Origin of the sequence: Caballeronia sp. GAWG1-5s-s (genome assembly GCF_023631445.1) — a bacterium.
GTDB lineage: Bacteria > Pseudomonadota > Gammaproteobacteria > Burkholderiales > Burkholderiaceae > Caballeronia.
The window spans coordinates 129,595-150,329 of the sequence record NZ_JALQDC010000030.1 but is presented as its reverse complement, the minus strand read 5'-3'; the positions used below and the strand labels follow the sequence as shown (position 1 = coordinate 150,329).

The window sequence follows — 20,735 nt, the reverse complement described above, 5'->3', positions numbered from 1 at the left end:
CAGAACAACGTGCTGCCGTTAGCGCCCGATCACTAGCGGATCTCCGCCTGATAGATGAACTCGCTGGCGGGACCACGCGAGCGGCGCCATTCCAGCGGCTGCCGGTCGTAGCCGAATGCAAGACGTTCGATGACGACGGCCGGCGCGCCCGGTTCGATGTTCAGGAGTCTCGCGTGCCGTGAGCCGATGGCTTCGACGGTCAGCGTTTCAGTGGCGGACGCCACGATCTGGTTGCACTGCGTCTCGTACACCGGGTAAAGCAGATCGCCGATCTCGTTCAAGTCCATCTTCGCGAACGCCGCAAAGCGCGCGTACGGCAGCCATATTTCTTCGGCGAGCATCGGCACGCCGTCGATCAGGCGCACGCGGGACATCTGAATCACGCGGGCCGTCCGTGCTATTTGCAGTGTCGCGGCGACTGCCGACGGCGCATCGACGACCTCGCGTCGCAAGATCCGGCTCTCCGGGATGCGGCGTTCGCCTTGTCGCGTCTGAAAGCGAAAGAAGCGAAACAGGGAGCCGTCGAAGTTCGCGCGGCGCACGAACGTTCCTCTGCCTTGAAATCGTTCGAGAAGACCTTCGGCCACGAGCAGATCGACGGCCTTTCTCACCGTGCCGACGGCAACGCCGTAGCTTTGAGAGAGCGCCTGCTCGGTGGGAATCGCTTCGCCCGGTCGCCAATGACGCGCCGCGATCAGGGCAACCATTTCGTCGCGCAAGCGCTGGTAACGCGGCAACCGGTCATCGGACTGCATGATGTCTCTCCGTCGAATTCATATATATGATTACATGTTTTCAACTTTCGACGGATGGGGGATAACCCTGTCTGATAGAGTGGGATCGACGAAGAAGGAGACGTTGTGCTCGATGACGCGCACATGCGCGGCATTCATCGATGGCCGAGCCGCGCGGACGGTCGCAGTGGCTTCAGCAGCGTTCGGCGCCGCAGAATGCGAAACGCGGACCGCGAAGTGCTATCGGCGCAGCGAAGTCACGCCAGTGCACTGCGAACCCGCGCTGTTTCTTTCGGAGGCGGTCAGTCGACCTTGAAAACCGCAACCGCCCGGCGAAGGCTGTTCGCTTGCTCGGCCATCGCTTGTGCCGCCGCGCTCGCTTGCTCGACCAGTGCGGCATTCTGCTGAGTGACTTCATCCATCTGGCCGACCGCGACATTCACCTGTTCGATGCCCGTGCTTTGCTCGTTGGATGCCGACGCGATCTCGCCCATGATGTCCGTCACGCGTTTGACCGAGCGGACAAGCTCATCCATCGTCTTGCCTGCGTCGAGCACGAGCGACGATCCCGCGTTCACATGTTCCACCGAACTGCCGATCAGTTCCTTGATCTCCCGCGCCGCGGTGGCGCTGCGTTGCGCGAGCGTGCGCACTTCTCCCGCCACTACCGCGAAGCCGCGCCCTTGCTCGCCTGCGCGGGCGGCCTCAACGGCTGCGTTTAGCGCAAGGATATTGGTCTGGAACGCGATGCCTTCGATGACCGAGATGATCTCTGCCACCTTCGACGAGCTGTCGGAGATATCGCGCATGGTCGATACCACGCGGTCCACGACTTCGCCGCCTTCCGCCGCCGTATCCGACGCGGACGCTGCAAGGGAACTCGCCTGTAGCGCGTTCTCGGTGTTCAGTCGCACGGTGGAGGTTAGTTCCTCCATGCTGGCCGCCGTTTCCTCGAGCGACGCGGCCTGTTCCTCTGTTCGTTGCGACAGGTCGACGTTGCCCTGCGCGATCTCGCCGGCCGCGACCGAAATGGATTCGGCCGATGTCTTGATGCCGGCCACGACTCCGCTCAATTGCCTGCGCATCGATTCGAGCGATGTGACGAGACTGTGTTCATTCGCCGGATCGTGCGCGATCGGGGAAGTCAGATTTCCGGACGCAATGGTTCTTACCATCTCGGCCGCGTACGCCGGCTCGCCACCGAGCGCCCTGTAGAGCCGTCTTCCCATGAACACGCTCACGCCCGCCCCGATCGTCATGCCCGCGATGGCAAGCGCAATCAGGATCGCGCGCAAGACCGCGAAACGTTCACGCGATGCCTCATACTCGCTCTTCGCAACGTCGACCTGGAGCTGTCGCAAATCACGCATCGCTGCCAATACCTTCGGCAATTCCGCATCGACTCCGCCGTGAAGTACCGTGTACGCCTGCTCGTGTTGATTATTGGCTAATGCCGAACGCAGAGGCGCGAAGCCTTTCGTTTCGATCGCGCCATAGCTGTCCTTGAACGTGTCGGCGAGTTGCTTCTCGGTCGGCGTCAGGTAGCTCGACATGTACTCCTTCCAGAGCGCGTCGATTTCCGTTCGGTCCTTGTTGGCGCGTTCGATAGCCGGTACCGCTGCGCTTGCCTGCGGGTCGAGCGTTGCCTTCGAGAGCGAGATGACTTCGTCCTGCAGCCGGTTGTTGATCTGAGCAAGTTGCTGGATGCACACCGTCCGATCTTCGTAGACGCTGCGCAATGCTTCGCCAGTCTGGTTCATTCCAACGACGCCGGCGAGCGCGATTGCAATCATCGATGCGCCCATCGATCCGGCGATGAGCGTGAGTTGAGTCTTTACAGTGAGGTTTGCCATGTCAGTAGTGCGCCTTGCGGTGGGTCATGCACCATTTTTCGGCATGCATGCACCAGGCTTAAGCGTCGCATCTACTTTTTTAGACGAACTTTCGACGTGGAGCGGGTAGTTTTACCCTATGCACAGCTGGTTCGTATGGATATCGAAAGCTTGGCCGTGTCTCATCCATGAGTTTGAGTACGCACCTTTTCATGCGTCACAGGTCGCATCGGCGTAAGCGGACCGAAGACCAGCACTCCGCTGACTGCGGCCCGAAGTCACCGCTCTATCGCAACGCCTCAGCAGGAAGCCCGAGCTTCGCCGCGAGTTCGTCCGGCGAGTGCACGATGTCCGCGTCGGCGTGAAAGAGCGCGGCGGCGTCATCATCGACGGGCCAGCCGATCACGCGCATGTGCGCGGCGATCGCACCGAGCGCGCCGGTCGGACTGTCCTCGACCGCGACGACCTCTTCCGGCGCGAGCCGCAGAAGCCACGCTGCGCGTTCGTACGGCTCGGGACTGGGCTTGCCGTGACGCACGTCGTTGACGCTGACCGTGATGAGCGAAGGATCTTCGATTCCGAGCGCGCGCAGGTTCGCTTCGAGCAACATGCGCGACGCGTTCGATACGATCGCCTGCGTGATGCCGGCCACCTTCGCCGCGCGATACACCTCGAGCGCGCCGGGACGCGGCGTGAGCTTCGGCGCGCCGTTCAGGTACGAGCGCGCCCGAAACGCCGACCATTCGCCGAAGTCGACCGTCAGCCCGAATCGCTCACGAACGAGCGCATGCACTTCGCGCCCGGTCTTGCCGAAAACGAGCGGATGCATTTCATGACCCGCCTGCACGCCGTGATGCGCGAGCGCCTCGACGAGCGTGGCCAGATGCAGCGACTCGCTCTCGATGAGCGTGCCGTCCATGTCCCACAGAATTGCCTTGATCAAAGCCCGATTATCCTTGTCGTGCATGCGCTCAGAACGCGTGTGCGTCGAGCGCGTCGAGATCGTCGTAGAACTGCTGCGCCTGCGCGTAGAGCCCCTCGAAAATGGGCATCATGCGATCGTACCTGTCGCTCGCGCGCGGATCGGGCTGCACCTCGCTCTCGAACCGGACGAAGGCGCTGACCGCATCCGCGAGACGCGCGAACTGTCCGTGCGCGGTGGCCGCGAGAACAGCGCAGCCTATCACGCCACACTCCACTTCGGCAGGAACGAGGATCGGCGTGCGATACATGCTCGCCTTGATCGCGAGCCACAACGCGGCCCGCGCGCCGCCGCTCGCCGCCACGATCCGGTCGATGCCGCCGTCTTCCGGCCGAAGCAGCGCGATCTGACGGCGCACCGCGAATGCCACGCCTTCGAGGACCGCGCGGTGCAAGTGCCCCAATCCGTGCTTGGCCGTGATGCCGAAGAACTGCCCGCGCGAGTTGGCGTGTTCGCCCAGTCGCTCGCCTGTGAGGTAGGGCAGGAAGAACAGGCCGTCCGCACCGACCGGCGCGCTCGCGGCCTTCTGCGTGATGACGTCGTAGGGCAAGGCATTTTCGTGGAACGCACGCCGCGCCCAGCGCATCGCGTCGCCGCCGGAATCCAGCAGCATGAAGCGGCCCCACGAACCGTCGCATGTCACCAGGTTGGAGACGTCCGGGTGCAGCATCGGCGTATCGGCGATCACGGTGATGATCGACGACGTTCCGGTGATGTCCGACGCGAGCCCCGGCGCATGAACGCCCGAACCGAGCACCGACACCGGATAATCCGCCCCGCCGACGAGCACGGGCGTCCCTTCACGCAAGCCGGTCTGCGCGGCGGCATCCTGCGTGACGCCGCCGAGAATGTCGAGCGGCGCGCGGATCGGCGCGAGCTTCGCGGCATCGAGGCCGAAGGCATCGAGAAGCGCGCGGGACCATGTGCGAGTCGACGCATCCATCAGATAGCTGGTCGATGCATCGCTCCAGTCGCATGCGCGCTCGCCCGTCAGCCGGAAGTTCACGTAGTCCTTCGGCATGAACACGGTCGTCGCGCGCTCGAACGCGGCGGGATCGTGCGCCTTCAGCCATTGCAGCTTGAACGCGGGCCACGCGGGCGTCGCGGGATTGGCGGCCTGCTTTGCATGCAACGCGTAGTCGGCCCGCGCGCGAAACGCGGCGACTTCGGCACTGGTGCGCTTGTCGTTCCATAGCGGCGCGGTGTCGCGTGTAAGCTTGCCGTCGTCGTCGATGAGAACGGTGCCGTGCATCTGGCCGCACGCGCACACCGCAACCACACGCGACGCCGCCTCCGGGACGCTCGCCAGCACTTCGCGAATGGACCGCGCCGCGCCCGACCACCAGTCGGCCGGACGCTGCTCGGACCAGCCGTAGCGCGGCACGATCTGCTCGTGCTCGTGCGCGGCGATAGTCCACACGACGCCGCGCGCATCCACGAGCGCGGCGCGCACGCTGCCCGTGCCCACATCGATCGCGAGATAGAGGGCGTCCATCGGCACCGGCGTCAGGCAGCGCCTGCGCGCGGCGCGGGCTTGCCCGCATCGGCGGCGATGCGGCAGAGCGCCTCGAAAGCCGGTCCGCGCGTCGCGATGTCGACATGGAAGACTTCGGCCATCACGCGCGTCCAGCCGTAGATGAAGTAGGTCCAGCCGTCCTCGACCTGCAAGTGCCTGCGCTCGCGTTGCGCCCGCGCCTGATCCAGAAACACGAGATCGCCGCGATAGTTGAGCTCCCAAAGAATCGCGTGTTCGGGAAACACGGCGGCGTCCGTGAGCGGCGAACCGGGCCTGTCCTTGCCGAGGCCGGTAGCATTGATGACGAGCGCCCCGGGCGACAGCCGCGCCGTCACGCGGTCGTTGTCGTCGGGCTGTGAGACGGGCACGTATTCGCAGGGCACGCCGAGATTGAGCTCGCCGTGAATGCGTTCGATCTCCTGCAAACGTTCGTGCGACGGGTCCGACACGATCACCTTCGCAGGCCGGTCCGCGCCCCGCTTCGTCTGCATCAGATGCCACGTGATCGCGATGGCCGATCCGCCCGCGCCCATCACGAATACCTCGGCATCCGAGGTCGCAAAGTGCTGCGCGGGCAGAAAGCCGTCGAGCGCAAAGCCGGCGGTAATCGGGTCCTTGGCGTGGCAGACGAACTTGCCGTCGCGTTTCGACAGGCAACTGGTCTCGTTCATGGCCTGCGCGTATTCGTCGATCTCGTCGAAGAGATCGTGGCACGCGGCATACAGGTCGATCTTGTGCGTCGTGACGAGCGCGCCGAGCGAAAGCGGATCGTCGCGCAGAAAGCGCACCGCCTCGCGATACGCCTCGGGCTCCGCATGCGGCGCGAAGTCAATGCCCTTCATCTGCACATCGCCCAGACCGAGATGCCTGGCCCATTCGGGAAACACGCGCATGATCGAACTCTGCGCGGTGGTCACGCCGATGAACCAGAACGTGGGCTTGATTGCCGCTTCGTATGTCATCATTCGCGCTCCGTTCGTGCCAGCAGACCGGCGATCTGCGCCTCATCGCGCGCGACATACGCCGGGTTCGCCTCGCTGCGATAGCCGCCCTTGCCGTCATCGAGAATGCGCAGCTTCATGCCGTTGGCGCGCTCGATGATCGCGTAGTCCTGCCCGGCATCCGCGGGATAGCAGAACAGCATCACGAAATCGTCGTCGCCCAGATTCACTGAGCGATGAATCCATCGCGGCGGCACGTAGCACACGGTATGAGCCTCGATGTCGACGATACGCGTCTCGCCGTCGGGCGACTCCATCAACATGAGTCCATGCCCCTTGAGCCCGAAGTAGAGCTCGGGCCTGTCGATATTCGCGTGAATGTGCCCGCGCGTCATGAAGAACTCGTCGCCCACCTTGCCGGGACTCATGCGCGTGACGCCGGTGATCAGATCGCCGGGCGCATCGCTCGGACGATGATCGGTCACGTCATACACGACCTCGTCGCCGCGCGCAGCCACCAGCGTGGCAAAGGCATCGGCATCGCCATAGAGGCCGTTAAGATCCTTCAACCGCTTTTGATAGCGCGTGCCCGTGCCCTCCATCAGGCCGCTCGACAGATCGACTCTGAACGCGCGAGGCTCGGGCCAGTTCGAAAGAGTTGGGTTCATCGGTCACACCACTTTGCCGGGGTTCAGAATGCCGAGCGGATCGAGCGCCGACTTGATCGCGCGCATGGCCGCGATATCGCTTTCGCGGCGGCTTCGCGGAAGATAATCGCGCTTCTTCGTGCCGATGCCGTGCTCGGCCGAGATCGAGCCGTCGAACTCGCGCGTGACGTCGTAGATCACGCGGTCGATCTCGTCGTGATCGTGCTTGCCCATGCCCGGCACATCCACGACGATATGGATGTTTCCGTCGCCCAGATGCCCGTAGGTCATCACGAGCGCGTCGGGCCATTGCTCGCGCAGACGCGCTTCGCAACGCGCGGCGGCGACGCCTACCTGCGCGATCGAAAAGCTCACGTCGTAAGCGGCGTGATTCGGAATGAAGCGCTGGTATTCGCCGGGCGCATCGCGGATCGCCCAGAAGTCGCGCGCGTGCGCTTCCGACGATGCAATGGCCGCATCCGTCACCACGCCCGCTTCGAGCATGCCGCCGAGAAATTCCTCGAAGGCTTCGTCGTGCCGCTCGGGGTCGGTGCCGACGCTTTCCAGCAGCACGTAGAACGGATGCGCCTCGGCAAGCGGCGCGCGCAGCGCGGAGAGGTTGGCGATCACCGCGTCGTGATAGCCCGCCCACATCACTTCGAACGCCGATACGCCCGCTGCCAGTTGCGCCTGTGCGCGCGTGAGGAGCGTCGTGACGGAGGCGAAGTCGGGCAAGCCGCACCATGCGGTCGCCGTGGCCGTCGGCTTCGGCCGAAGACGCAGCACGGCACGCGTGATGACCGCGAGCGTGCCTTCGCTGCCGATCAACACATGGCGAAGATCGTAGCCGCTGTTGTTCTTGATCATCTTGTTGAGCCCGCCGATGATCTCGCCGCTCGCGAGCACCGCTTCGAGGCCCAGTACCTGATCGCGCATCATGCCGTACTTGATGACGCGATTGCCGCCCGCATTCGTCGCGAGATTGCCGCCAATGGCGCAACTGCCGCGCGCGCCGAGATCGAGCGGGAAGTAGAATCCGGCCGCGCTCGCCGCTTCCTGCACGGTTTGCAGCGCGACCCCCGCTTCGACGGTCATCGTCGCGGAGACCGCATCGATCTCGACGATGCGGTTCATGCGCTCCAGACTCAGCGCTATCTCGCCGCCACGCAGGTTCGCGCCGCCGACGAGTCCTGTCAGGCCGCCTTGCGTCACCACCGGCTGACGGTAGCGCGCGCAGATGGCGAGCGCCTGCGCGACTTCGTTCGTATCGCGCGGACGCACGAGCGCGAGCGGCACGGCGCCGGGCAAGCCGCTCCAGTCCACCACGCGCTTGTCGCCGAACTCTTCCGGCAACGCCACCACATCCGCGCCGAGGGCGTCGCGCAATGCGTGGATTGCATCGAGTGCGCTCATAGGTTCATCGTCTCCGTTCATCTTGTTAGTGGCTGCATCACCAGACCGTGTAGCCGCCGTCCATCACGATGTCCGATCCCGTCACGAACGCGCTCGCCCGCGACGCGAGAAAGACGACGCCCGGCGCGATTTCGTCCGGCGTGGCCATGCGTTCGAGCGGCGTGTAGTCCAGCCACACCTTGCGCCATGCTTCGTTTGCGAAGCCGCGCTTGGTCAGTTCGGTGCCGACATAACCTGGCGAGATGGAATTCACGCGGATGCCGTCCGCCGCCCATTCGGCGGCAAGCGAACGCGTGAGATGAATCACGCCCGCTTTCGATGCGTTATACGATGCCTGCGGCTGAGGCTTGTTCGCGATGCTCCCGCTCATGCTCGCGATGTTGACGATCCGTCCGCTCTTCTGCCGCGACATGTGACGCGCGGCACTGCGGCAGCAATAGAACACGCCGTCGAGGTTCACGGCGAGCACGGCGCGCCACGCGGCGTCGTCGGTTTCGAGCGCGGCCGCGTTCCTGACGACGCCCGCGTTGTTGACCAGCACGTCGAGTCTGCCGTGCTCGGCGACGACCGCATCGAAGCCCGCATCGACCGACGATGAATCCGTCACGTCCAGCGTGACGAAGCTGCCTCCGATCGCGTCAGCGGCGCGCTGCCCGAGCGTGGCTTCGCGGTCCGCGATGACGACCGTCGCGCCCGCATTGCGCAGCGCCTTGGCTATCGCGAGACCGATGCCCTGCGCCGCGCCGGTGACGACGCAGACTTCGCCATCCAGACGAAAGACGTCGAGGGTCGCGCCCGTGTCTTCCTTTGCGATCTCGCTCATTGGCGCGCTCCGTCGAAAACGACGATATCCGCCGTGCCGTCCGCATGACCCACGATCATCTCGCTCGCGATGCCGGTGAAGAGGCCGTGCTCGACCACGCCGGGAATGGCGTTGAAGCGCGGCGCGAGCGCGAGCGGATCAGGAATGGCTTCGAGATGGCAGTCGAGAATCCAGTTGCCGCTGTCCGTCACCACGAGCGCGCCGTTTTTCGTGCGCCGCTCGATCCTGATGCCCGCATCGAATCCCGCGGATACGAACAAATCGCGCAGCAGACGCTCCGTGCTTTGCCAGCCGAACTGGATGACCTCGATCGGCAGCGGAAAACGCCCGAGCGTATCGAAGACCTTCTTGTCGTCGACGACCGCGACCATCTTGCGCGACGCCGCCGCGACGATCTTCTCCCACAGCAGGCACGCGCCGCCGCCCTTGATCATGCTGCCCTGATGATCGATCTCGTCTGCGCCGTCGATGGTCACGTCGAGGCGGTCGATCTGCCCGAGGTCGGTCAATGGCACGCCGAGTTCGATCGCCAGTTCGCGCGTCGCATTCGATGTCGGCACGCCGACGATATCGAGCCCGTCCTTCACGCGCGGCGCGAGCGCGCGCACGAACCAGTGCGATGTCGTGCCCGAGCCGAGCCCCACTTTCATGCCCGGCGCGAGGTAGTGGTCGACCGCCTTGATACCCGAGACGAGCTTCGCCTCGTCCTGCTTCGATTGCGGCTCCAGTCGGGCATAGCCCGGTTCGATATGCGTACCCAATTGCGTCTCCGTTGTTATCGAAACACCCCTGAAACAAGGGCTAATCCATGAACTTGTCGGTGAACCAGGGGTCGAGCGCGGCGAGGTTGTCGGGCAGCTCGCGCCCTTGCCGCAGGCCCAGCATGGCGACCAGCATGTTCACCACGAGCAGGTGATTGATGCGCGCCGTGAGCGGCGTGTACAACTCGGTGTTCTCGTATGCGGGCACGGCGACGGTCAGGTCGCAGGTCTGCGCGAGCCGCGAGCCCGGCGCGCACACGGCGATGGTCACCGCGCCCTTGCCCTTCGCCATTGCGGCCGCCATCACGAGCGACTTGGTCGAGCCCGAATGCGAGAAGAAGACCGCCACTTCGTCGTTGCGCAAGGTCGGCGCGAGCAGCAGTTGACGCTGGCTTTCCAGCACGACGCGGCAATGCAGCCCGAGGCGAAAGAACTTGTGCTCGGCATCGAAGGCGATGGTCTCCGAGATGCCGAGGCCGAACAGGAAAATGCCCTTCGCATCGATCAGATATTGCGTCGCGCGCTCGATGGCGGCGGAATCCACGTCACGCGCGAAGCGTTGAATGGCGTGCAGCGAATTGTTCACGATCTTGCTGCACACGCTCGCGGGCGTATCGGCGTTCGTGATGGCTTCGTAATCGAACGGCGCCTGCGGTATCAGGCCCTGGCCGAGCCGGACCTTGAAGTCCTGATAGTCGGCGCAGTCGAAGCGGCGGAAAAAGCGCACCACGGTCGGGTCGCTGGTCTGCGCCGCTTCCGACAACTCGGCCATGCTCATCTTGAGCGCGGCTTCGGGCGCGCCCAGCAATACATCGGCGATGCGCAAGGTCGCGCCCGTCAACGATGGGTGTTCAAGCGCGATACGGCGCAGCAGGTCGTTTCTCATCAGGCTCCCGGCAGGCGCGACGCATTGAGCGCGGCGCACCTCGTCACTAACTCGGCGAAGGAATCGAGCCGCCTGTCATCGGGCACGGGAACGTCCGGCCCGGTGCCCCAGTTGACGATCAGACAGCGAACCTGCGCGTCCTTTGCGCACTGCGCGTCGATGCGCGTGTCGCCGATATAGAGCGTGTGCTCGGGCGCGGCGTCCATCTGTTCGAGCGTCATCAGCAAATGCCGGGGATGCGGCTTTCTTTGCGCAAGCATATCGCCTCCGACGACCGCGCTGAAATACCGGTCGATGCCGAAGTGCGCGAGAACCGCCTGCGCCAGTTGTTGCGCCTTGTTCGTGCACACGCCGAGCTTCACGCCGGCCGCATGCAGCGCGGGAATCGCATCGAGCGCGTCGGCGTAGAGCGTCGCCTTTTCGACCGGATGCTGCTTGTAGATGGACAGATAGGTCTCGACGTCCGCGCTGACGCGCGCCTGATCCAGTTCGAGACCGAGGCCCTTGTACAACTTGTCGATCAGCCCGTGCGAGCCTTCGCCGATGAACTTTTCCACGAAGCCGACCGTCTGCGGCGCGATGCCGTGCGTCGCGAGCAGGCGATTCACGGCGCTTGCGATGTCCGGCGCGGTATCGACGAGCGTGCCATCGAGATCGAATACGACTGCGTCGACCGTTCGTTCGGCCTCAAGGATGATTTCGTTGACGGTCATCGGCTCGGGTTCTCCATGGCGATGTGTTGATAGACCGGACGCAGCGCGTCGTACAGCGTGCGGAAGGTGTCGAAACGTGCGTCGTAGAGCGCCTTGAGCGATGTGTCCGGGCTCACGCGACCCGTCACGCGCAGCGTGCCGACCGCTTCGTCGAGCGATGTCCACCAGCCCGCGCCCACGCCCGCCGCGAGCACCGCGCCGTACGCGCCGCCCTCCGATGCGCCCGTGACCGTGGTCACCTCGCGTTGCAGCACGTCCGCGAGCATTTGCAGCCACAGCGGTTCCCCCGTCGCGCCGCCCGAGACACGCACCTCGTCGCACGTGAGGCCGGCGCTCGCGCCCAGCGATGCGATCGACCGGATGTTCAGCAGCACGCCTTCCATGACGCTGCGGATCATGTGAGCGGCATCGTGCGTCGACGTGAGGCCGATCCACGCGGCACGTCCGTCTGCCGCGACATGCGGGCAGCGCTCCCCGAGCAGATACGGCAAAAAGAGCAGTCCGTCGCAGCCGGGCGCGGCGGCTTTCGCCAGTTGCGTCATGCGTTCGAAGGACAGATCGGGCGTCATGCGCCGCAGCGCGCCGCGCAGCCATTCGAACGCGCCGCCCGCCGAGAGCGTCACGCCCATCACGTGCCAGCGGCCCGGCGCATTGCCGCAGGAAATCTGCAATTGCCCGGTGGCCTCGGGACACGTACGCAAGCCGCCCGCGACGATGCCCGCCGTGCCGATGGTCACGCCGAGTGGACCGGCATCGATCGCGCCCATCGACGTCGTCTGGATGACGGAATCGCCGCCGCCGCCGAACACGGGCACGTCGCGCGGCAAGCCCCACGCCTGCGCCAGGTCGCCCCGCAACGTTCCCGCGCGTTCGGTCGATTCGACGACCTGCGGCAAAAGCGATGCGGGCAAGTCCAGCGCAGACATCAGCGCGCCCGACCACTGGCGCTGGCGCACGTCGAAGAGACCGGTGCCCGATGCGTCGGACACATCGGTGATGTGCTCGCCGGTCAGACGCAGGCGAAGGTAATCCTTCGGGTTCAGCATTCGCCGCATGCGCGCGAACAGCGCCGGCTCATGCTCGCGCATCCACAAGAGCTTGCCCGCCGTGAAGCCCGGCAACATGCGGTTCTGCACCCGCGCGAGCAGACCATCGAGCCCGCCTGCGCGCGCAGTGATCTCGTCGCAATACGGCGCGGCCCGCTGGTCGCACCAGAGGATCGCGGGACGCAGCACGTTGTCGGCTTCGTCGAGCGCGGTCAGGCCGTGCATCTGTCCGGACAGCCCGATGCCCGCCACCGCGCGACGATCCGGCAGCGCATCGAGCACTTGCGCGAGCGCGGTCTGCGTCGCGCTCCACCAGTGCTCCGGGTCCTGCTCGGCCCAGCCGGGCCGCGGCGAAACGAGCGGATACGCCGCGAGCGCCTTCGCCGCGACATTGCCCGCGCCGTCCACTGCAATGACCTTGCATGCGGACGTGCCGACGTCGATGCCGAGAAGATACCGTTCCATGGCCGCTCCGTTTGCGTATGCGTGGTCGTCGTGCGTCTCTTATGCGCGGTGTCGCAGCCGCACGTGCTTCAGGTGCAGATAGCCTTCCATGCCTTCGCGCCCGTGCTCGTAGCCCGTGCCGCTCTGCTTGCGGCCGCCGTACGGCGCGTTCATGATCCCTGCGTCGACGTTGTTGATGGCGACGTTGCCGAAGTCCAGTTCGCGCGAGAGCGCGAACGTCTCCCGCACATGCTCCGTGTACGCGTAAGCCGCGAGGCCCGCGGGCGTGCTGTTGGCGGCCTCGATGGCGTCGTCGAGCATCTTGTAGCGCGTCACGCCGATCACCGGGCCGAACGTTTCCTCGTGCATCACGAGCATGTCGGGCGTGCCGTCGGCAACGACCGTCGGCGCATAGAAGAGGCCCCGTTCATTCGATGCCATCGAATCCGGCCGGCCGCCGCCGCACAGAATGCGGCCGCCGCGCTCACGCGCATCGTCGAGATGACGGCGAACTTTCTCGACGCCCGCGCGCGTGGCCATCGGTCCGACGTCGGCTTTCTCGTTCGCGATGCCGTCCGCGACGACGAGCTTCTGCGCGCCATCGACGAGGCGTTCGAGGAAGGCGTCATAGACCGCTTCCTGCACGTAAGCGCGATTGATCGAAATGCAGATCTGCCCTGCGTTGCGGAAGCCGCGCCGCAGCGCGCCCGCGACCGCGAGGTCGAGGTCAGCATGGGCGGTCACGATCAGCGGACAGCTTCCGCCCAGTTCGAGCGACAAACCCGTGATGCCGCGCACCGTCTTGTAGATGTCCTCGCCCGCGCTGCCGGAACCCGTGAACGCCACCTTGTCGACGCGCGGATGTCCGACGAGCCGCTTGCCGGCCTCTTTCGCGCCCATCACGAGATTGGCGACGCCCGCCGGCAATCCCGCGCGATGCACGCAGCGAAACACGGCTTCCGCGCTCGACGGCGTGAATTCCGACGGCTTCACGACAATCGTGCAGCCCGCCGCGAGCGATGCCGCGAGCTTCCAGCCGATCAGTTCCACCGGATAGTTCCACGGCGCGATGGCCGCCACCACGCCGACCGGCTCCTTCTCCACGATACTGACGAAACCGTCGTCTTCGTTCGGGATCGTCTCGCCGTAGATGCGCACGGCCTCTTCCGCGTAGTAGTGGAACGCCTTGGCGAGCTTGCGCGCCTCGCCCTGCGCTTCGGCGAGCGGCTTGCCCATTTCCGTCGTGATCGCCAGCGCGATGGCGCGTTCGTCTTCCGCGATGCAATCGGCTGTCGCATGCAACAGGCGCGAGCGTTCGAACGGATTCACGCGGCGCCAGCTTCTGAAAGCGCGCGATGCGGCATCGACGGCGGCATCGATCGTCGCCTGATCGGCGTCGGGCGCGCGGGCGACGGTCTGCTCCGTCGCCGGATTCACGACATCGATCCATTCGCGAACGCCTTCGCTGCCGAAGCGCCCATCGATATACATCTCGCACTGACGAGGTTCTGTCATGGTCCGGATCAAGGTTATTGCGAAACGAAGTTGACGCGGATGGCATCCACCGCGACCGCGATGAAGATGAGAATGCCGCCGATCATCTGCACGTAGAACGAAGGCACTTCGGTAATCGCGAGGCCGACGTGGATCACCGTCAGCAGCAGCACGCCGCCGAGAATGCCGAGCGCGCCGCCGCGTCCGCCGAACACGCTCACGCCGCCGATGATCGGCGCGGCGATGGCATAGAGCAGGAAGCCTTCGCCCTGATCCGACGTGATCGCCATCTGCCATGCGGCGAGCAGATAGCCGGCGACGCCCGCGAGAAAGCCCGACAGCGTGAACGCGATGACCTTCACGCGATTCACGCGAATGCCGGCCGAATTGGCGGCGAGCGCGTTGCCGCCGGTCGCGTAGAGATAGCGGCCGAGCACCGTCTTGCGCAACATGAAGCCCATGCCGATGAGTACGACGAGAAACACGATCGGCATGACGGGCCAGTTGTTGACCGTGTACTGGCCGATCCAGATATAACCGGTGGACATGTCCGAGATGGTGTTGCCCTGCGTTACCGCGAGCAGCGAGCCTTGCAGCACGATCATGACGGCGAGCGTCTGAATGAGCGACACCATCTTCAGGCGCGTCACGCACAGGCCGTTGAAGAAGCCGATCGCGGTCGCCACCGCGATGCCCAACGGCACGCCGACGGCGGGCGTGAGCCCGAGCCGCGTCGAAAGAATCGCGCCGATGGCGGCGGAAAATCCCATGTTGCTCGCGATCGAGAGGTCGATCTCCGCCACCATCAGCGGCATCGACACCGCGAGCGCGAGCAGGCCGAGCACCGTCGCCTGCACCAGCACGTTCTGCAGATTCGACAGCGTGAAAAAGAAGGGATTGAGCACGCCGAACACGACGACGAGCGCCGCGAGCCAGAGCCAGACGACGTTCTGGAACACCCACTGCACGCCGCCCTTGCCGCGCTTGCCGCTTCCCGTGGCCGGCGCGGCGCCGCCCTGACCGGCGAGCGCCGCCGGCGTAGGCGACGAAGAAAGGTCGCTTCGTGTTTGCATGGACTGTCTCCTCATGATTGATTCACCAGCGGCTCGGCGGGCACGCTGTCGTTCGACGCCGGCTCCACATTGAAGGCAGCCTGCAAGATGGCGTCCTTCGCGATTTCCGCGCCGGTGTATTCGCGCTCGATGCGCCCGCCGACGAACACCGACACGCGATCGACGAGGCGCACCATCTCGTCGAGGTCGCTCGTAATGACGATCACGCTCAATCCCTCGCGCGTCAGCGTATCGATGATGCGATGCACTTCCTCCTTTACGCCCACGTCGATGCCGCGCGTGGGTTCGTCGAGGATCAGGAGCTTCGGCGACGTGGCGAGCACGCGGCCGAGGCAGACCTTCTGCTGATTGCCCCCGGAAAGCGTGCCGAGCAGCACCTCGGCGGTCGGCGCCTTCACGCGAAAGTGCTCGAAGTAACGCGCGACGACACCGCGTTCCGCGTTCGCATCGATGACGCCGGCCTTCGATACGTGCTTGAGGCTCGACAGCGTGATGTTGTGCGCGATGCTTTGCAGACCGACGAGCCCGTCGCGATGACGGTCGTCGGACAGATACGCGATGCCTCGCTGAAACGCCTCGCCCGGATGACCGGCCGGCGCGCTCGTGTTGCCGTCGTGCGTGATCCGGCCGCGCGTCGCGCGATTCGAGCCGAAGAGCGCGAGCGCGAATTCCTTTGCGCCCGACCCCGGCAGTCCGGCGAAGCCGACGATCTCGCCCGGCGCGATGGAAAACGCGTCCACCTGCACGCCCGGCGCCGCGAGACCCTCGACGCGCCAGCCTTCGCGGCCGGCCGCCGCCGTATCCCGCCGTTCGCGATAGAACAGCGGCACGTCGCGCCCGATGACGAGTTCCGAGAGACCGTCCGAGTCGATCTTCGAAAGATCGTCGTGCTCGCCCGCGAGCTTGCCATTGCGCAGGACGGACACGCCGTCGCAGATATCGAGAATCTCTTCGTTGTAGTGCGAGATGAAGACGAAGCTCACGCCGCGCGCCTTCAGACTGCGCATGAAGTCGAACAGGTGCTCGCGGTCGGCGAGCGTGAGCGCGGTGGTCGGTTCGTCGAGAATGAGCAGCTTGCCGCCGCTGTGCAACGCGCGCAGGATGTTGAGCTTGCGCTTGGCGACGGCGGACAGCAGACGCGCCGGCATGCGCGGATCGAAGTCCGTGCCTTCGAGCGCGGCTTCGACGCTTTGCATCAACGCGCGCTGATCCACGCGACCGGTGATGCCGCGCTTCAGCGGCCAGCGCCCGAGCATCAGGTTGTCGGCAACCGACATGGAATCGACGATCATCGGTTCCTGCGTCACCAGGAACACGCCGCGCGCTTCCATCTCCTGAACGTCCGAGCCCTGTACGTCTTCACCGTCCAGGACGATGCGCCCTTCGCTCGGCGTGGTTTGCCCGCTGATCAGCCGCACGAGCGTGGACTTGCCCGCGCCGTTTTCGCCGAGCAGACCGTGGATCGTGCCGCGCCGGATGTTGATCGAAACGCGGTCGAGCGCGAGCACGGCCTTGTAGCGCTTGACGACGTCGTGCGTCCGCAGGATGTAATCGTTGCTGGGTGTATCCGACATTCAGAAAGTCTCCGGTCCGAATTCGGCGCGCCGAATGCGCGCCGTGCAACGCGTTTGGACTGGCGCGGATCAGGAATAGCGGATGCCCCACTCGTTATAGGCGATGTTGCCCCACTGCCGCTTGTCCTTGACCGAGCTTGCATCCACGACGAACGGCTGAATCACGAGACTCGGTCCCGTCTCTGACTTCGTGACGACTGCCTTCTCCCAGAAGTACTGACTGTTCTGGTAGTCGCCGTGCGGCACCGGCTGGCCCTTGAGCGAATACTTGTCGAGCATTTCGACCGTGATCTGCGCGTAGGCGATCGGGTCCTGCGAGACGACGGCATCCATGTAGCCATCGCCGATCCATTGCAGCGCGGCCGGTTCGCCGTCGATATTCACGAAGATCACGTGCCCCTGTTCGCCGACCTTCTTCCACTTGCCCTTCTGCTGCAAGGCCGTGACGATGCCGCGCGCCGGCGAATCGCTGGGCGCGTGCACGGCGTCGAGATCGGGATACTCGGACAGCGTGGAAAGCGTGACCGACAACATGTTCTTGAGCAAGCCTTCCGTCGGACGGCTGATGACCTTCACGTCCGGATACTTCTTCATCGCTTCTTCGAAGCCTTCCTTGCGCAGACGCCACGCGACCGACTGCAACGCGCCGTAGCAGTTCAGCACCGTGCCCTTCGCGGACCCGTTCTTCTTCTTGAGCGCCGCGACGATGGTCTCGGCGGCCATGACGCCGCCCGCCTTGTTGTCGAAGTCGACGGTGATCGCGACATCGCCGCCGAGCGCGGGCGTGTCGATGATGCCGATCGGGATCTTCTTGAAGTTGTACTTTTTGATGACGCTGACGATGGCCTGACTGTCGATCGGGTCCGCGATGATCGCCGACGGGTTCTTCAGCATCAGGCTGTTCCACTGCTCCAGTTGCGACGTGTTGCTGAAGTTCGCGTTCACGGCCTGAAACTGCCAGCCCTTCGCTTCGACCGCGCGCTTCACCGCTTCCTGCTGCGTGACGAAGAAGTAGTAGTCGAGACTCTTGTTGCTGAACGGCACGAACACTTTCTGCTGCGCGAAGCCGAGCTTCGATACCGACGACAGCGCAACGCCGCCGGCCGTGGCGGCAAGACCCGCCAGGAACTTTCTACGCGATGCGACTTCCTGTGCTTCTTCCATAGTTGTTGTCTCCTCAACACCGATATGGGCAGCGGCGCGTGCCACGGATAGCTCGACTGGATGCTAGTGATGTTCCCTTGCTGCGTAGTAATACAATCAAAATATACTGAGAACGGCGCAGCGCGGGCAAGCTAGGGTTTACTCGTTGATGCGGCGCAGCGGCTTGTTTCGCGGGCTTTCGCGGGGGAATTACGGGGGAGAAGAGCTTAGGCGTCGATGGCGGGAAAACGTAGTCTTACTATCATGCGACCGGTCCGATGCCGATGGGATGTGTTCAGACAGCGCGCAGGAATCGAGTCGTGACTACCGGCGTGCGGGAAGGCGAAGCAGGCGTGTTGAATCGTGGAAGAGAGACAGGCTGGTTCGCACGCGGTGACGTCGGTGCGAACGAAGGACATCGAAGTGCGAAGCGACGGCGATAGCTCGATCTATGCCGATCTGCGTTCTCGTCGCGTGCCGGGGAGCAATCGACAGCAACGACTCGTACCAGAGGATAAAGAGGCGCTCAAGCGGACTCGTCGCGCCCTAAGCATCGGCGAGCGACCATGTTCGTACTGCTGCACCAGCCGCATCCCTATTGCAGAAAAAACGCCGCGCCTCTTTCACTGCGCCGCGGCGTTGGTCGCTTCATCGTTCCAATAGGCGGGAAGGCCCTTATAAGGATTCGGCAGCGTTAGCGACGTCACATACACGCCGCCTGCGCCATGCGTTCTCGCATACGCCAACACGCCCGGCATTTGCGCCGCGCTTACGTTATAGACGATGTGCACGAAACGGCTCTTCGGATAAGCCGCTTGCCAGCTCATCGGCTGGAACTTCGCGTAGTTCTTTGCATTGTCCTCGAAGACGACGAACTGGTCCGCCGTCGGCAAGCTCGCGTAGACCTCGGGGATCGTGGTGCCTGGATTGGCCGTGACCGAATACGTCGACTTCAGTCCCTTGATGTAGTTATAGACAGACTGATAGAACTGAACATTCGCAGTCTGACTGTCCGATGTCATTTCGTCGATGAAGAAGCCATCGACGTTATAGAGACTCACGTACGTATTGATGTCGGCCACGACTGCGGACAAGGAGCGTTTCGCATAAGACGTCGATACGTAGCCTATGACCTTGCCGCCCGCCGCGTGCAGCTTGGCGATGGCGGCGACGTAATTGGCATCGGCGCTCGTGCCGGGACCGCTATTCGGATTCAAGATAGCGGTGGTCGACGCCTTGCTAGCAGGCGCAGTGAGACCGTTCCAGTCCGCCGCGCTTTTGGTCGGGTAGAAATACGACGGCACGACGAGGCTGAGAGACGTGCTCGTCCCGCCCGCACTGCCCGCCGCGAACGCCGCGCTGCTCAACATGACCGCAGCGAGTGCAGCCCCCCACTTCAAGAACGCCCGATTGATTTGCATTTCGCCTCCTGACACGGGCATTGCTGCCGCCGTCGATTGGCCCGCCGTTCGTGGCGGGCAACTGGCAAACTCACTCGTGGTCACGCGTGAGTCCCTTTAGCTTTGCGTCGCCGGATCACTCCGGGTTTGCCTCGTCGCATTATCGGCTCGGGCGGCGGACATCTTTAGCCCTTTTCGCGTCTATTTTTTTCGGTGCGGTCTGGCGTTGAAAAGCGCGGTCGGCTAATCCGGGCTTGCATTGACATGCTCTGTGCGGTGTCGCACGCACGCCGCACTTTTGAATCGGACACTAGCCGTACGCTGCTTGCGAAAACGCATTCCGAATCTAAGATACGTACAGTACTGCGTATTATTTTTCGGAGTCAGGCATCGATGCGAGAATTGCCGTCACTTCAGAAGCGTATCGTCAGAGCAGCGGCCGTCGCATCGGGCGTCATCGGCGTGGCCGTGATCGGACTCGCGGCGCCGGCGCGCGCATTCGCGCAAACGGGGGGCGCCTGCATCCCCGTCAACGAACGGACCACCGAGTACGGCTGCTTCGTCCACGCGGGAACAGCATCTGCAAAAACTTCCGGACGGCCCGGTCTACTGGCATATCGATCGCTTCGCGGACCGTTCATCGGCGCAAGCGGCGAAGAGCGCGAACGGTACGGTCGTCGAAATCCTCGGGACGGTTTGGCTTTTCACTATCGCGGGCGAGTCCTGGCGTCCATCGGCGGGAGAACATATCGCCGATGTCGGCCCGCTGACACTTCCACAAGCCAGTTCGTTGATGGCCACCTACATGGAGGGAAACTTCAAGCCCGGCATGCAGTCGACGATCCATCGGCATCCGGGCACCGAAGCGTGGTTCGTTCTCACCGGTGCGCAGTGTCTCGAAACGCCGCATGGAGAACAGCTCGGCCGGCCGGGCGCGCCGCCGGTGATCGTTCCGCCGGGAGAGCCGATGCTCCTCACCGGCATCGGCAAGGAACAAGGCCACTGGCTGGTGCTTATCCTCATGGACGCGACCATGCCGCGCGGCTTGCCAGCCGACGACTGGACGCCGAAGCATACGTGCGAACGCTTGAGCATGGAATGATGGTCGCGAGCAAAGGACTCGCATCAGACCGTAGTGGGCAGCGCACGCAGCGCAAACCGATGGCTCGTACGTGATGAAACGTCGGACGTTACGTTGAAGGCACACACATCGAGCGGAGAGCCATCGGAAGCGCACACCCGTGCAGCGAGCCGGCTTACGCGCGCATTGCATTCTCCTTATCGCGGCCTATGCTTAACGATGCACCCTTAGC

Annotated in this window: 18 protein-coding genes and 1 riboswitch; of the genes, 1 reads left to right on the top strand and 17 read right to left on the bottom strand. The window is 64.3% G+C overall.

The genetic code is table 11. The features are described from left to right. Positions 1 to 32 precede the first annotated feature (32 nt). The 17 genes from NCR34_RS23065 to NCR34_RS22980 all read right to left on the bottom strand — a co-directional run bounded on the left by NCR34_RS23065 (position 33) and on the right by NCR34_RS22980 (position 19,443). Positions 33 to 758 carry a GntR family transcriptional regulator gene (locus NCR34_RS23065; protein ID WP_248324211.1) on the bottom strand — a complete coding sequence of 242 codons (726 nt, stop codon included), beginning with the start codon at positions 756 to 758 and terminating at the stop codon, positions 33 to 35. A gap of 278 nt (positions 759 to 1,036) precedes the next feature. Then, positions 1,037 to 2,587 carry a methyl-accepting chemotaxis protein gene (locus NCR34_RS28075; RefSeq protein WP_284506666.1) on the bottom strand — a complete coding sequence of 517 codons (1,551 nt, stop codon included), beginning with the start codon at positions 2,585 to 2,587 and terminating at the stop codon, positions 1,037 to 1,039. Positions 2,588 to 2,852: 265 nt separating this feature from the next. Beyond that, positions 2,853 to 3,509, bottom strand: coding sequence for an HAD family hydrolase (locus NCR34_RS23050; RefSeq protein ID WP_250501115.1), 657 nt, complete (start codon positions 3,507 to 3,509; stop codon positions 2,853 to 2,855). 28 nt (positions 3,510 to 3,537) lie between these two features. Then, entirely contained in the window at positions 3,538 to 5,043 is a 1,506-nt protein-coding gene (locus NCR34_RS23045; RefSeq protein WP_250501114.1) for a xylulokinase, read from the bottom strand. A gap of 11 nt (positions 5,044 to 5,054) precedes the next feature. Beyond that, positions 5,055 to 6,029, bottom strand: coding sequence for a shikimate dehydrogenase family protein (locus tag NCR34_RS23040; protein ID WP_248323465.1), 975 nt, complete (start codon positions 6,027 to 6,029; stop codon positions 5,055 to 5,057). After that, complete coding sequence (locus NCR34_RS23035) at positions 6,026 to 6,673, bottom strand: glucose-6-phosphate isomerase (RefSeq protein WP_248323466.1); 648 nt, start codon at positions 6,671 to 6,673, stop codon at positions 6,026 to 6,028. Before NCR34_RS23035 ends, NCR34_RS23040 begins: the two co-directional genes overlap by 4 nt. Before the next feature lie 3 nt (positions 6,674 to 6,676). Next, a complete protein-coding gene (locus NCR34_RS23030; protein WP_248323467.1) occupies positions 6,677 to 8,065 on the bottom strand; it encodes an FAD-binding oxidoreductase in 1,389 nt (462 codons plus the stop codon). Between the two features lie 37 nt (positions 8,066 to 8,102). After that, complete coding sequence (locus NCR34_RS23025; RefSeq protein ID WP_248323468.1) at positions 8,103 to 8,888, bottom strand: SDR family NAD(P)-dependent oxidoreductase; 786 nt, start codon at positions 8,886 to 8,888, stop codon at positions 8,103 to 8,105. Beyond that, a complete protein-coding gene (gene rpiA / locus NCR34_RS23020; protein ID WP_250501113.1) occupies positions 8,885 to 9,649 on the bottom strand; it encodes a ribose-5-phosphate isomerase RpiA in 765 nt (254 codons plus the stop codon). The genes NCR34_RS23025 and rpiA overlap by 4 nt, the downstream gene beginning before the upstream one ends. 40 nt (positions 9,650 to 9,689) lie before the next feature. Further along, positions 9,690 to 10,535 carry a MurR/RpiR family transcriptional regulator gene (locus tag NCR34_RS23015; RefSeq protein WP_248323470.1) on the bottom strand — a complete coding sequence of 282 codons (846 nt, stop codon included), beginning with the start codon at positions 10,533 to 10,535 and terminating at the stop codon, positions 9,690 to 9,692. Beyond that, positions 10,535 to 11,248: an HAD-IA family hydrolase gene (locus NCR34_RS23010; RefSeq protein WP_248323471.1), complete on the bottom strand. Its 714-nt coding sequence runs from the start codon at positions 11,246 to 11,248 to the stop codon at positions 10,535 to 10,537. The genes NCR34_RS23015 and NCR34_RS23010 overlap by 1 nt, the downstream gene beginning before the upstream one ends. Next, entirely contained in the window at positions 11,245 to 12,759 is a 1,515-nt protein-coding gene (xylB, locus tag NCR34_RS23005) for a xylulokinase (RefSeq protein ID WP_248323472.1), read from the bottom strand. The genes NCR34_RS23010 and xylB overlap by 4 nt, the downstream gene beginning before the upstream one ends. A gap of 39 nt (positions 12,760 to 12,798) precedes the next feature. Continuing rightward, entirely contained in the window at positions 12,799 to 14,253 is a 1,455-nt protein-coding gene (locus tag NCR34_RS23000) for an aldehyde dehydrogenase family protein (RefSeq protein ID WP_250501112.1), read from the bottom strand. Between the two features lie 14 nt (positions 14,254 to 14,267). Beyond that, positions 14,268 to 15,305: an ABC transporter permease gene (locus NCR34_RS22995; protein WP_248323474.1), complete on the bottom strand. Its 1,038-nt coding sequence runs from the start codon at positions 15,303 to 15,305 to the stop codon at positions 14,268 to 14,270. A gap of 11 nt (positions 15,306 to 15,316) precedes the next feature. Beyond that, on the bottom strand, positions 15,317 to 16,879 hold the full coding sequence (locus tag NCR34_RS22990) for a sugar ABC transporter ATP-binding protein (RefSeq protein ID WP_248323475.1): 1,563 nt from the start codon (positions 16,877 to 16,879) through the stop codon (positions 15,317 to 15,319). Between the two features lie 69 nt (positions 16,880 to 16,948). Further along, positions 16,949 to 18,043 carry a sugar ABC transporter substrate-binding protein gene (locus NCR34_RS22985; RefSeq protein ID WP_248323476.1) on the bottom strand — a complete coding sequence of 365 codons (1,095 nt, stop codon included), beginning with the start codon at positions 18,041 to 18,043 and terminating at the stop codon, positions 16,949 to 16,951. 602 nt (positions 18,044 to 18,645) lie between these two features. Continuing rightward, on the bottom strand, positions 18,646 to 19,443 hold the full coding sequence (locus NCR34_RS22980) for a spherulation-specific family 4 protein (protein ID WP_248323477.1): 798 nt from the start codon (positions 19,441 to 19,443) through the stop codon (positions 18,646 to 18,648). A 53-nt stretch (positions 19,444 to 19,496) separates the two neighbouring features. Beyond that, positions 19,497 to 19,584, bottom strand: a riboswitch (cyclic di-GMP riboswitch). Positions 19,585 to 20,215: 631 nt separating this feature from the next. Between NCR34_RS22980 and NCR34_RS22975 the strand changes: the two genes are divergently transcribed. Then, the gene (locus NCR34_RS22975; protein WP_250501111.1) at positions 20,216 to 20,524 is read left to right on the top strand and encodes a cupin domain-containing protein; all 309 of its coding nucleotides are present in this window, start codon (positions 20,216 to 20,218) and stop codon (positions 20,522 to 20,524) included. Positions 20,525 to 20,735 lie beyond the last annotated feature (211 nt).

Coding starts and splice junctions, on each gene's coding strand:
- NCR34_RS23000 (WP_250501112.1), bottom strand. CDS start 14,253: ATGACAGAACCTCGTCAGTGCGAGATGTATATCGATGGGCGCTTCGGC.
- NCR34_RS23035 (WP_248323466.1), bottom strand. CDS start 6,673: ATGAACCCAACTCTTTCGAACTGGCCCGAGCCTCGCGCGTTCAGAGTC.
- NCR34_RS23010 (WP_248323471.1), bottom strand. CDS start 11,248: ATGACCGTCAACGAAATCATCCTTGAGGCCGAACGAACGGTCGACGCA.
- NCR34_RS22975 (WP_250501111.1), top strand. CDS start 20,216: ATGGCCACCTACATGGAGGGAAACTTCAAGCCCGGCATGCAGTCGACG.
- NCR34_RS23040 (WP_248323465.1), bottom strand. CDS start 6,029: ATGATGACATACGAAGCGGCAATCAAGCCCACGTTCTGGTTCATCGGC.
- NCR34_RS28075 (WP_284506666.1), bottom strand. CDS start 2,587: ATGGCAAACCTCACTGTAAAGACTCAACTCACGCTCATCGCCGGATCG.
- xylB (WP_248323472.1), bottom strand. CDS start 12,759: ATGGAACGGTATCTTCTCGGCATCGACGTCGGCACGTCCGCATGCAAG.
- NCR34_RS23025 (WP_248323468.1), bottom strand. CDS start 8,888: ATGAGCGAGATCGCAAAGGAAGACACGGGCGCGACCCTCGACGTCTTT.
- NCR34_RS23045 (WP_250501114.1), bottom strand. CDS start 5,043: ATGGACGCCCTCTATCTCGCGATCGATGTGGGCACGGGCAGCGTGCGC.
- NCR34_RS22980 (WP_248323477.1), bottom strand. CDS start 19,443: ATGCAAATCAATCGGGCGTTCTTGAAGTGGGGGGCTGCACTCGCTGCG.
- NCR34_RS22985 (WP_248323476.1), bottom strand. CDS start 18,043: ATGGAAGAAGCACAGGAAGTCGCATCGCGTAGAAAGTTCCTGGCGGGT.
- NCR34_RS22995 (WP_248323474.1), bottom strand. CDS start 15,305: ATGCAAACACGAAGCGACCTTTCTTCGTCGCCTACGCCGGCGGCGCTC.
- NCR34_RS23030 (WP_248323467.1), bottom strand. CDS start 8,065: ATGAGCGCACTCGATGCAATCCACGCATTGCGCGACGCCCTCGGCGCG.
- NCR34_RS22990 (WP_248323475.1), bottom strand. CDS start 16,879: ATGTCGGATACACCCAGCAACGATTACATCCTGCGGACGCACGACGTC.
- NCR34_RS23015 (WP_248323470.1), bottom strand. CDS start 10,535: ATGAGAAACGACCTGCTGCGCCGTATCGCGCTTGAACACCCATCGTTG.